A 12,463-nucleotide genomic window follows, 5' to 3' on the forward strand; every position below is an offset into this window, starting at 1 on the left:
GCTTATTGTTTATTTAAGATACTATTTCTGGCATCAGTGGCGCGTTTTCAAAATAGACAGCCAATTGAAAGGGTTTTCGTAGTATAATAGAAACGATTTTAATATGTTGAAGGAGTGTTTCCATGGAAAATTTACGTGAAAGTATGTATAAGTTGATTGTAGAGACATCAACTAATTTACCTTATGACGTGAGAGAAGCGATTAAGCAAGCTAAGGAAAAAGAGAACGAAGGAACTCGAGCGGCATTATCGTTAACGACGATCACAGACAATATAGAAATGGCTGATACGAACGTTTCCCCTATATGTCAAGATACGGGCATGCTCACATTCGAAATAAAAGTTCCAGTGAATCTCAACCAAATAAAAATGAAAAAAGATATTTATGAAGCAGTGAAAATGGCTACAAAAGATGGGAAATTAAGACCTAACTCGGTTGACTCTTTAACAGGTGAAAATAGTGGTGATAATATTGGCCCGGGGACGCCGATTATTCACTTTGAGCAATGGGAGAATGACTACATAGACGCTAGACTAATTATGAAAGGGGGAGGCTGTGAGAATAAAAATATTCAATACAGTCTGCCAGCAGAGATCGAAGGACTAGGGCGAGCAGGACGAGATTTAGATGGAATTAGAAAATGTATCCTTCACTCTGTTTATCAAGCTCAAGGCCAAGGGTGTAGTGCAGGGTTTCTAGGAGTAGGAATTGGTGGAGACCGGATTTCAAGCTACCAGCTTGCGAAAGATCAGCTGTTTAGAGATAACAATGATTTGAACGGGAATGAAAAGCTTGCCGAACTAGAAGAATATATTATGGAGAAAGCAAACACTTTAGGCATCGGCACAATGGGATTTGGCGGAGAAGCGACCTTATTAGGTTGTAAAATTGGTACAGCAAACCGTTTACCTGCTAGTTTTTTCGTATCCGTGGCTTATAATTGTTGGGCTTTCAGACGATTAGGTGTGGAGCTCCATGCGGAATCAGGAGATATACAATCTTGGCTATATCAAGATGGCGAAAAAGTCACTTTTGAAACGGATGATACGGCAGATGTATCATCTGAAGCGAAGCAGACAAGAGAAGTGGTATTAGAAGCCCCCATAACAGAAGAACAGATTCGAGAGCTGAATGTAGGTGATGTGGTCATTATCAACGGTATGATGCACACAGGCAGAGACGCAATTCACCATCATTTAATGGAAAACGATGCACCAATTGATTTAAAAGGACAAATTATTTATCACTGTGGCCCAGTTATGTTGAAAGATGACGCAGGGGACTGGCATGTGAAAGCGGCTGGTCCAACGACAAGTATCCGCGAAGAGCCTTATCAAGGGGAGATAATGAAAAAATTCGGTATCCGTGCTGTCATTGGAAAAGGTGGTATGGGTCCAAAAACATTGAAAGCACTAGAAGAACATGGTGGTGTCTATTTAAATGCGATCGGCGGAGCGGCCCAATATTATGCTGATTGTATTAAAAGTGTAGAAGGTGTCGATCTGATGAATTTCGGAATTCCAGAGGCGATGTGGCACTTGAAAGTTGAGGGATTTGCGGCGATCGTTACGATGGACTCTCACGGAAACAGTCTTCATGAAGACGTTGCTAAAACATCGCTTGAGCGTCTGTCCCAATATAAAGAGAAAGTGTTCGTTTAATAACAATCACGATAAGAACTGGGGTTCACAGACTAATCAACTGTGGATCTCTTTTTTCTTGGAATCTGAAGTTTAATTCTTCTAACATGTATGAAATGGGATGTTTGTAGAAAAATAACTGAAAGGAGATGGAAGAGAGGGATTTTTCATGAAAAGAATTTGTGTGTTAATAACTGCTTTACTTTCTATTTTTCTATTCACAGGTATTTCTGTTTTCGCTGAAACATTAAGTAATGAAGAATTTAATTGGAGCTTCAACCCATCAAAAAATCAGCAACCAGCCACAACAGAACCACATTACGAAGCTCTAATAGAAAAATATGGCGGGCTATATATTGGTGAAACGAGCGAAAAAGAGTTGTATTTAACCTTTGATAATGGATATGAAAATGGTTATACAGCGAAAATTCTTGATGTGTTAAAAGAGAAGAATATCCCAGCAACTTTTTTCGTCACAGGTCATTATTTAAAAGAGGAAGAAGAACTTATTACAAGAATGATTGAAGAAGGTCACATTGTAGGTAATCACTCGTTTCATCATCCTAGTTTGCCTAAAGTTTCCGACGAACGTCTGGAAAAAGAAATAAAATCACTTGAACAAGCATATGAAGAGCAGACAGGTCGTAACGATATGATCTATTTGCGCCCACCTAGAGGCACATTTAGCGAACGGACTTTGGCTAAAACATCAGAAATGGGGTACACGAACGTCTTTTGGTCTCTAGCTTATAAGGACTGGGAAACCGATCAGCAAAAAGGTCCTGATTATGCATATGATAAAATCATGAGCAGAATTCACCCTGGTGCCGTCATGCTTTTGCATTCTGTTTCCAGTGACAATGCAGAAGCGTTGCCTCGGGTAATAGATGAGTTGGAAAAGCAAGGTTACACGTTTAAAAGTCTCGATGAATGGCGGATCAAACAAGAGATGCTGTTTCAGTGATATGTAAAAAGGTAGGCGTGCCTGCAATGGGCACACCTACCGGAACCAAAGTCATCGGAACTAACGAGATTTGTTTAGTTTGCCATGCTCATTTCTCCTAGTGCTTGGGCAATCGTCTCTAGTGTTTTTACGTCGGTCACATCAAAAGCAATCGCTTCTCTGCTTCTTACTACCATGATTCCAACGGCTTCGTTGGAAGAGTTTTTCAAAGGGAATTTCAATTCTCCGTTTGCTTCCCACGATAAATCGTCTTCCACATCGGAAGCGGCCATCAGCCTCATCGTTTCTTCTCTCTCGAAATAATAGATGCCAACCCAATCGATATAAGGAACATCTTCTTGCAACGCCACTGTAGTCATTTGAAGTAACTCGGATAACTCTTTCTTTTTATATACCTCAGACAGAATTTTTAATGAAGCAAGATCTGTAGCAATGGACAATGTAATCTCTCCTATCTATATATAAGAATGCAGAAGTTATTTTAACAGACATGTATGCTTTATGGGGGTTCCAAGTTAAGGAAATCACTGAAATATGGTATGATCTAGAGGCAGAAAGGCGGTGTCTCAATGGATGAGAAGTTCAAGGTGGCTGGGCCATACAATTTTACCCAAGCGCTAAAAAGGTTACAACTAGACCCATTGTTGAAAATTAATATAAAAATAAAAGAGCAACAACTGATCATACCGATATGGGTGAAGGGCCATCCTATCGCTGTTAACATGAAGCAAATAGGCACGTTTGAAGAGCCGTGCTTCCACATTGAAACAAGAGATTATCCCGGCGTTTCACGTGATGAGATTCTTGATCAGCTTTCCCATTTATTTCATTGGAATATACCTTTAGAAAAAGTGGCTGATTTTTTTCAGGACAAAGATTTAGGTCCGTTATTTGAAGAATACCGGGGGACGCCATTTGTATGCGACTTTCAAATGTACGGGTGTTTAATGAAAGTGATCATTCACCAACAATTAAACATGACGTTCGCATTCACTTTGTCAGAGCGCTTTGTAAAAACATTCGGATTCCAGCAAGATGATGCTTGGTTTTATCCAACGCCGGAAGAAGTAAGTGAGTTGGAAGTATCACAACTTCGAGAACTACAGTTTAGTCAGAGAAAAGCCGAATATGTGATAGACACCTCTCGAATGATTGCAGAAGGCAAGCTAGATTTACATGAATTGGCTCAACAGGCAGATGATGAAGTGATTCGAACGCTCGTGAAAATTCGCGGGATTGGTCCTTGGACTGCGGAGAACTTTCTCATGTTCGGATTAGGTAGAATGGACCTTTTCCCTATTCAAGACATTGGGATTCAGAACGGCATGAAGAAGTTTTTTGACTGGGAAGCGAAACCTACCCACGAAACTATGCTTGAAAAGTCGGCGGAATGGAAACCATACCGGACTTATGCTTCTTTGTATCTTTGGGAAAGTATCGAGACGTAAATTAAATTGAGGTGTAAAAAGTGAATCAACCTAAAACGGAATTGAAAATAAATAAAGGTCAAAGGTTCCCATTGACGATCAAGCGAATGGGTATCGATGGCGAAGGAGTAGGTTTTTTTAAGCGACAAGTCGTATTTGTTCAAGGGGCACTTCCTGGAGAAGAAGTTGTGTGTGAAGCGGTAAAAGTATCGCATAAATTCGCCACAGCAAAAATTGTAAAATACCGAAAAAAGTCACCAGATCGAACGACAGCACCTTGCCCCGTGTATGATGAATGTGGAGGTTGTCAACTTCAGCATCTCTCTTACGAAGGCCAACTTCGTGAAAAGAAAGATGTGGTTCGTCAAGCATTTGAACGGTACACGAAAATTGATTTAGAAAAAATCGACTTTCACAACACCATCGGTATGGATGAGCCATGGCACTATCGAAATAAGAGTCAGATGCAAGTAGGTTTAGCGAAAGGGAAAGTCATTGCCGGACTTTATAGTTCCAATAGTCACAAACTGGTCGATATACCGGAATGTATTGTTCAGCATTCACAAACAAACAAGGTTACGCAAACCGTTAAGCAAATTGTGCAGGATTTAAAGATTTCCGTCTACAACGAACGAAAACATAAAGGCTTTCTTCGAACGATTGTCACTAGAGTCGGTTTCAAAACGGGAGAATGGCAACTAGCTCTTGTAACGGCTGAAAAAGAATTTCCTCGAAAAGAACTGTTTCTAGAGGAAGTAAACCGACGGCTCCCTGATGTGACCTCTGTCATACAAAACGTAAACAGTGAGAAAACGTCTCTTGTTTTTGGCGATGAAACCATTGTTTTATCAGGGAAAGAAAAGCTAGAAGAGAAGTTGGGTGAATTTACCTTTCATTTATCTGCACGGGCCTTCTTTCAGTTAAATCCAATTCAAACGGAGAAACTTTATGATGCAGCTAAGAAAGCTGCTGGATTAACAGGAGAAGAAAATGTGGTTGATGCTTACTGTGGCGTCGGAACAATCGGCTTGTGGGTCGCAGACAAAGCGAAAGAATTACGAAGCATGGATGTGATCGAAGAATCGATTGCTGATGCAAAGAAAAATGCAGCAAATCACAATATAGAAGCGGTGTATGAAGTTGGAAAAGCAGAAACGTGGCTACCCAAATGGGAAAAGCAAGGATGGAAAGCAGATGTAGTGATTGTCGACCCACCTCGTTCAGGGCTTGATTCATCGCTCATTGACACCTTGATTCGAACAACTCCTAAACGAATCGTCTATGTATCGTGTAATCCATCCACATTAGCTAAGAACGTAAAGGATTTATCCAAAGGTGGATACAAGCTAAAAAGCCTTCAGCCTGTCGATATGTTCCCTCAAACGGCACAAGTTGAGAGCGTTGCGCTCTTGGAAAGAAATTAATTTTTTCATGATTAGTTAGGAGGAGCTTATGACATTATGCATCGGAATCATTGGTACGGGTTCGTTTAGCAGACTTCACGCAAAGCTATTATCCAACATGAAAGAAGTTCAAGTTCAGTCTATTTGTGGGACAAGCAGGGAAAAAGCTGAAGATATGGCTTCTCATTATGAAGGTGCTAAAGGATATAATCACTTGGTAGAAATGCTCGATTCAGAAAAGTTAGATGCAGTGTATGTATGTGTTCCCCCTATGGCGCACGGTGAAATTGAGCTTGAATTAATTGGCAGGTCTATCCCTTTTTTCATAGAAAAGCCCCTTGGAGTAGATCAACAGACAGCGGACACTATTTTTAATGAATTAGATAAAACCAATCTTATCACTTCTGTAGGCTATCATTTTAGATATAAAGATTCAGTTCAAAAATTGAAAGAATATCTCGAAGATACATCGATCGGTTTAATTACGGGTCAATGGATGGGAGGTATGCCGGAAGTTTCTTGGTGGAGAAAACAAGAAGGGTCCGGGGGTCAATTTAATGAACAAACTACCCATATTGTTGATTTGCTGAGGTATGTATCAGGTGAAGTAAAAGAGATTTATGCCTGTTACGGAAATACGATTAATCATCAAAAATATGAAGGTGTCACCGTACCAGATGTGGGATCAGTCATAATTAAATTGAAAAATGGTGCAATAGCAAACATATCTAATACTTGTATTTTGCCTAGTAGTGTAGGAGAGATTGGTATGACCTTTTACACGGACAAAGGTATAATTAAGTGGGATCCTGACTCTTTTAATATTATAGAAGCAAGAAGCAAAGAAGAGAAAAGAGATGGTATAGAAGATCCATATTTGATGGAGAGCGAAGCGTTTATTTATGCAGTTAGAACCGGTGATACAACTAGAATTCATTCTACTTATCAAGATGCCTATGAAACTCATAAAATAACTTGCTCAGCGTTAGAATCCTCTCTTCAGGGCATCCCGCTTAAGATATGACAAATTACTGTTTTTAATAGGCTTGAGATATATAGATATGAAAGACGCTTGAGCGAAGGAGACAATATTCATGGATCGGTATCAACGAAACATTACGATCGCTTTGCTAATTGCAACGTTTTTAGCTGCGATCGAAGTGACGGTGATTAGTACAGCGATGCCGGGGATCACGCAGGATCTAGGTGGATTGGATTTAATAAGTTGGGTTTTTGCCATTTACTTATTGACGTACGCAGTCATGACACCGATTTTTGGAAAACTGGCAGATTTATTTGGCAGAAAGAAAATATTCATTACCGGAGCAATCATCTTTTTACTTGGCTCAGCATTATGTGGGTTTTCTCAATCGATGGAACAATTGATTTTGTTTAGGGCGGTACAAGGGATTGGTGCAGGAGCATTGATGCCCATGACCTTCACAATTGTGGGGGACATATTCAAGTACGAACAAAGGGCAAAAGTACAAGCGATTATAGGGTCTGTATGGGGCATTGCTGGGATTACTGGGCCATTGGTCGGCGGTTTTTTTGTTGATTATTTAACCTGGCATTGGATCTTTTTTATTAATATCCCATTCGGTTTGTTATCCATGTTTTTAATTAATAAATTCTTAGATGAATCGATCGAGAAGAGAAAACGCTCAATCGATTACGGAGGCGCGGTCACTTTCATAATTGGAGCGGGTGCTTTACTGTATGCGCTCTTATCTGGAGGGAATGAGATTGCTTGGAATGATAGCCTTATGTTTGTTTTGTTTGGAACTGCAATTTTATTCTTGGCAGCTTTTATAGTCTTCCAGTTGAACGTGAAAGAACCGATGGTGCCCTTTCACTTGTTCAGAAATCGTCACTTATTAATTGCAAATGTGTGTGGATTATTACTAGGCTCTATTTTAATCGGGTTAACCGCTTATTTGCCTTTATGGGTGCAAGGGGTTCTCCTTTTAGCTGCTACTTCATCTGGACTCACATTAATCCCCATGTCCCTAGGGTGGCCGTTAGGATCCTATTTAAGTGGACAATTTATTGTTCGGTTAGGTACAAAACCACTCTCTCTGACGGGAGTGATCATCATCGCTCTAGGAACCTTCTCACTGACATTTATTACACCGAGTACGCCAAATGTTTTTCTAGTTGTGATGATGTTTTTCATCGGATTAGGCTTTGGTTTATCCATGACGATCTTCACTGTCATTGTCCAATCTTCTGTTGATTGGGGCTCCCGCGGCACGGCCGCATCTACAAATACATTCCTAAGGACGTTAGGGCAGGCTTTGGGGATTACAGTGCTAGGAACGGTGTTAAACCAATACATTGGCGGCCATACAAATAACGGGACGAGCGTTGCCCCCGAGATTCTTGCTTCTGGACTTCACTCCGTGTTCATCATATTAGCTTGTCTTGCAGCTTTATGCGTTGTTGTAACCATGATGCTCCCAAAGCTCCAACCAGATTATGAAAAAAACGACTCTGCCTAACATGGAGAGTGCATGATGGGTCATGCTAAGCAGGCGCTACCGGGCGGTAACCCCCTCCCCTCTATAAAAAAATGTAGCACAGACCATGTCCATGGTCTGTGCTACTAATTTTAGTATGTTTTACTGTCTAGCTCGATGAACTTTCAATTGCTTGCCTTTAATAGTCTTGTCTTTCATTTCTTGCAGAACGAGAGATCCCTTTCCATTGAGGATATCGACATAGGTGACTGTTTCTTGAATCGTAATGATTCCAATATCATCAGCCGTAATTCCGTCGATGTTCGTAAGTGTTCCTACGAAATCAACAGCTCTAAGTTTCTTTTTCTTTCCACCGTTGAAATAAAGCTTCATAATGTTCTTAGTTAATTGAGCGCTTTTGTCTTTCTTTAAAGCTGCTTGTGTTGTCATTTTTTCATTGAATGCTGCTTTTGCTCTGGATACTTCACTTGAAGATGGTGCTTCTTTCACTGGGATAGAAAAGCCTACATAACGTTCAATATACGAAATGAATTTGGACTCGTGTGGTGTGGCAAAAGTAATCGCTTTTCCTGTCTTTCCAGCGCGCCCTGTTCTTCCAGTTCGGTGTACATAGCTTTCCTTTTCTAATGGAACATCGTAATTAATAACAAGGGAGATATTATCAATATCTATCCCTCTTGCAGCTAAATCCGTAGCCACTAAGTATCGGAACTTTCCTCTTTTAAACTCCTCCATTACAGTGAACCTGTCTTTTTGGTCAAGCCCGCCATGGATTTTTTCGCAGGAGTATTGAGCCAGCTTTAATTGGCTGAAGACGTGATTCACCTGTTCTTGGGTGGCACAGAACACGATGCAACTATCGGGGTTCTCAACCACAGTAACATCTTTTAAGAGCTGGAACTTGTCATCTTTTTTCACTTCATACAGCACATGTTCAATATCTTGAGTTGTTGAACCGGTTCCACTGACTTCGATTTCAACAGGGTCATGCATGTATTTATGACAAAGACTTTCTACATCTGCCGGGATCGTTGCTGAAAACATTGACGTAGCTCTTTCTTGTGGGAGTTCTTGAATGATGGATTCTACTTGATCAATAAAGCCCATGTTTAACATTTCATCCGCTTCGTCAATGACTAAATATTTTATTTTATCTACAAGTAGTGTTTCTTTCTGGATATGATCAAGGATCCTACCAGGTGTTCCGACGACTACATGTGTTTTTTGTTTTAATTCTAATTTTTGACGGTCAAATGGTGATTTGCCGTAAATAGCCGCAGCCTTGACACGTTTGAATCTGCCTATATTAGAAATGTCTTCTTTTATTTGTGTGGCAAGCTCACGGGTAGGGGTAAGAATTAACGCTTGTGGCTTATTTTCTTCCCAATCTACCATGTCACAAATTGGGATGCCGAAAGAGGCTGTCTTCCCGCTTCCTGTTTGAGATCTGACAATAAGATCTCTTCTATCTAATGCTTGGGGAATCACTTGACTCTGGACATCTGTCGGAGTGTGATATTTCAACCCCGCTAGTGCTTGTTTAATGTCGTTACTAATACTCAATTCATCGAAACTAGTTATATTCATTAATTAACCTCTTTTAATTTTGGATTATCAAACATACGATCTCGTTAATTCGTTTTATTCATGGTTGAAAAGTAAAACTGTATATACATATCATACTACTGAATGGATGATGAAGGGCAACTTTCTTGAAATTTCTTCTTACAAATAAAGAGCTGGCCACTTATACATCAATCCTCTCACCAACTATTTTTTGCTTAAGATAGTAAAACTATTCTTGATGGTGTAGTTGGGGTAGTGTCATAGTTAAATTGAAAAACTTAAGGATATCGTAACTGATTTAAATCTTTTTTTCGCTCCTCATCTTTATATTTAGCATACTTCTCTTTTGTTAGTTTCAGCATTTTTTCAGGGTTTTTGTGTTTAACAATCGGCATGGCAAGTAAGGCTGATCTCAATTTTTCCTCGTTTCGTGCCATCTCTAAGAAAAACACCCGATGATTTTGTTTCATGTCGTCCCACAAGCCTTGATTCTTCATTTCTTCAATCCATGCACTTAATACTTCAAAGTTTTCAGCAGTTTCTTTCATAATTTCATACTGAATAATTTCCAATGAGGCACTCGTATGAATGGCAAGGTCCAGTTCCTCATCAGAAATTGGACGTTTCTGTCGTTGTAACCTAGATAAGTGGCTGAAAAAGTGTTCGAAAACGTCTTTAAACTCCGTTTGTTTGTCGTATAAAGTTTGTATCAATGTCTGACCTTCTTCTAAGGCAGCTGCACTTTTAGTAGCTGACAGTTCCAAAGGTGCTTGGAAAAATGACGGATGGATACTGACTCTAGGTTGACCAGTGGAGTGAATATGATTCATCAGTCTGTAAAATAGAAACAAGGGTTGATGAGCTTTTTTTGCTTCCTGAGTAAGGGAATCTTTGTCAGATATAATTGCCTCACCTTGGATATAAGAAGATTTCATATAGGCTACTAGAAAATAAAATCGTTCGTTAATTTCCCATGGGAATGGATTAACTGATATTTTTTCGAACCATTTTTTGTGTTTTTTGGCCTTTTTTCTAACTTTATGGATCGATTTTTCCAAAATGATCACCTTCCTGTCCTCGTTTATTTTCCCAATTTCTATGAAAAAAAGATATGTATATAGTTTTATAGAAATGCGAACAAGTGTTTGCTATAATAGGTATTGCAACTATATAAAGCAAGGTGGCGGCTGTTCCCCTAAATAGGAAGGGGGTGAGGCTTTGACGTCATACGAAGCACTGAGTCTGATCTCGCAATTCAGTCTAGTGCTGATTGCGGTCTTTACACTAGTCGTAACCACTGTCGTCTATTTAAACAAAAAGAAATAGCCACCCTGTCGCCAAAGTAAGGTGTCTATTTCTAATAGTACTTTAAAATGTTGGTCAGCCGCTATCACGGCGGCAATATGGTTGCTTTTACTGGGCGTTGCAGCGCCCAGTCTTTTACGTATGGATGATAGTATTATTATACATGAAAAGAACGATTCAGGGCAATTGATCTTATGATTTATATATTTCCAATCCGAGGGGAAGTCATTTCGTGTGACTCTTATTTGACGGGGCATGACGGAGAATAGCCTAGTGACTATTCTCTCAATAAGGGTGCTAATGCTTACTGGTTGGTGAAGTTTATGTGAAGTTTCTCAACCTAATGGAAAGTGAATACAAATTCATGTATGATTACTTTGCAAACACGTTTAGGATAATAAATTTGAAATCATACATGAGGTGAACAAGATGAGAAAAATAGTGTTATCGATCATTGTTATTAGTTTCATTGCAGTTATGTCTGCATGTGGAGAATCGGAACCAGAGAATTCTGGTGCTACAAATGTGAACGATATTAATTTAGATCCTTTAGCAGCTGAGTTGAACATTCCTGAATCAGCTGAACCGGGAGATGAATTGGATCTTCAAGCTTATGTTACTCAAGGTGAAGAGGTTGTAGATGACGCAAGTGAAGTCATTTTCGAAGTATGGATAGACAGTGAGAAAAGCGATAGTGTCATGATTGAAGCAGATCTTCCTGGAGAAGAGGGAATTTATGAAGTTTCACATGAATTTACTGAAGAAGCGGTGTATATGGTTCAGCCCCACGTAACAGCAAGAGGCAGCCATGTCATGCCTGTGGGAGAAATTATTGTAGGTGACCCGGTTCAAGAAGAAACAGAAGGGGAAGAATCCAACGACCACAACCACAACCATAACGAAGATAATCATGGTCATAACGATGCTAACCAAGATCATGACCATGGAGACCATAGTCATGATCACGGACACCTTCACGAAAGCTTAAGTTTGGATTGGAAAACGAACGAGTCAGCATCGGTTGAAGAGGAAGTGTCTTTGCAGGTGGAAGTTGAATGGGAAGAAGCATCATGGGTGAATGGAGAAGTACAGTTTGAAGTGTGGAAACATGGAGATGACCGGCACCAGTGGATTAGTGCTGAAGAAGTAGAAGACGGTCTATATGAAGCGGTTCATGAGTTTGAAGAGCCTGGTGAACATCATATCATGGTTCATCTTGAAGATGATGAAATCCATGAACATGTCCAATATTTATTAGAAGTAGAATAACAGACTTGAAACCCCCGTCCTGGAAAAGGATCGGGGGTTTTGTTTGTTGTTCCGAAACGATAGATTTTTGAGTTGTGAACGACAAGACTGTTAAAAAAATTGATATCTACACACTCATATAAAATGCAAAGTACGTTCTGTATTCCGTTCAGGGCCTACTGTATCCAGTTTGAACGGTTTTGTAGTCGGTTTGAGAGGGTCTGTAGCCCGTAGGCCGACCGGTAGCCGGTTTGGGTTTACCTGAACCAAGTAAAGTGAGGCAGACTATACCTTGAACTAAAAGGTTGAGTTATGAAAAAACGGGTAGACAAAAAATAAAGACGATCATGAACTTTTCTGTAATTCCTTATCGACTTTACTATCTTGTATATACAAGTTATAATTTAACCAATAAAAGGTGTAAAGGTTT

Annotated in this window: 11 protein-coding genes; 8 read left to right on the top strand and 3 right to left on the bottom strand. The window is 39.8% G+C overall.

The window, feature by feature from the left end; translation table 11 throughout:
• The first annotated feature begins 122 nt into the window (after nt 1–122).
• Together CR194_RS16355 and pdaA are read left to right on the top strand one after the other, a co-directional pair.
• Complete coding sequence (locus CR194_RS16355; RefSeq protein WP_110610995.1) at nt 123–1,661, top strand: fumarate hydratase; 1,539 nt, start codon at nt 123–125, stop codon at nt 1,659–1,661.
• 148 nt (nt 1,662–1,809) lie between these two features.
• Nucleotides 1,810–2,604 (top strand): delta-lactam-biosynthetic de-N-acetylase, encoded by a 795-nt coding sequence (gene pdaA, locus CR194_RS16360; protein ID WP_110610997.1) that lies wholly within the window; start codon nt 1,810–1,812, stop codon nt 2,602–2,604.
• 74 nt (nt 2,605–2,678) lie between these two features.
• Here pdaA and CR194_RS16365 read toward each other — a convergent pair whose 3' ends face one another.
• Nucleotides 2,679–3,044: a GAF domain-containing protein gene (locus CR194_RS16365; protein ID WP_110610999.1), complete on the bottom strand. Its 366-nt coding sequence runs from the start codon at nt 3,042–3,044 to the stop codon at nt 2,679–2,681.
• A 129-nt stretch (nt 3,045–3,173) separates the two neighbouring features.
• Here CR194_RS16365 and CR194_RS16370 point away from each other — a divergent pair, with 129 nt between their 5' ends.
• The 4 genes from CR194_RS16370 to CR194_RS16385 all read left to right on the top strand — a co-directional run bounded on the left by CR194_RS16370 (nt 3,174) and on the right by CR194_RS16385 (nt 7,935).
• Nucleotides 3,174–4,052, top strand: a complete 879-nt coding sequence (locus CR194_RS16370; protein ID WP_110611001.1) for a DNA-3-methyladenine glycosylase family protein — start codon at nt 3,174–3,176, stop codon at nt 4,050–4,052.
• Nucleotides 4,053–4,072: 20 nt separating this feature from the next.
• A complete protein-coding gene (gene rlmD / locus CR194_RS16375) occupies nt 4,073–5,455 on the top strand; it encodes a 23S rRNA (uracil(1939)-C(5))-methyltransferase RlmD (RefSeq protein WP_110611002.1) in 1,383 nt (460 codons plus the stop codon).
• Nucleotides 5,456–5,483: 28 nt separating this feature from the next.
• Nucleotides 5,484–6,458, top strand: coding sequence for a Gfo/Idh/MocA family protein (locus CR194_RS16380; protein WP_110611004.1), 975 nt, complete (start codon nt 5,484–5,486; stop codon nt 6,456–6,458).
• 70 nt (nt 6,459–6,528) lie between these two features.
• A complete protein-coding gene (locus CR194_RS16385) occupies nt 6,529–7,935 on the top strand; it encodes an MDR family MFS transporter (RefSeq protein WP_110611006.1) in 1,407 nt (468 codons plus the stop codon).
• 120 nt (nt 7,936–8,055) lie between these two features.
• Here the strand turns inward: CR194_RS16385 and CR194_RS16390 are convergent, their stop codons facing one another.
• A complete protein-coding gene (locus CR194_RS16390) occupies nt 8,056–9,501 on the bottom strand; it encodes a DEAD/DEAH box helicase (RefSeq protein ID WP_110611008.1) in 1,446 nt (481 codons plus the stop codon).
• A 257-nt stretch (nt 9,502–9,758) separates the two neighbouring features.
• A complete protein-coding gene (locus CR194_RS16395; protein WP_233254401.1) occupies nt 9,759–10,547 on the bottom strand; it encodes a hypothetical protein in 789 nt (262 codons plus the stop codon).
• Nucleotides 10,548–10,698: 151 nt separating this feature from the next.
• On the opposite strand from CR194_RS16395, the gene CR194_RS20605 reads away from it, so the two are divergent.
• Together CR194_RS20605 and CR194_RS16400 are read left to right on the top strand one after the other, a co-directional pair.
• Nucleotides 10,699–10,806, top strand: coding sequence for a putative holin-like toxin (locus CR194_RS20605; protein ID WP_233254402.1), 108 nt, complete (start codon nt 10,699–10,701; stop codon nt 10,804–10,806).
• Nucleotides 10,807–11,214: 408 nt separating this feature from the next.
• Nucleotides 11,215–12,054 (top strand): FixH family protein, encoded by an 840-nt coding sequence (locus CR194_RS16400; protein ID WP_110611014.1) that lies wholly within the window; start codon nt 11,215–11,217, stop codon nt 12,052–12,054.
• Nucleotides 12,055–12,463: the final 409 nt, after the last annotated feature.

It is taken from the genome of Salipaludibacillus keqinensis, assembly GCF_003226325.1.
GTDB classification, from domain to species: Bacteria; Bacillota; Bacilli; order Bacillales; family Salisediminibacteriaceae; genus Salipaludibacillus; species Salipaludibacillus keqinensis.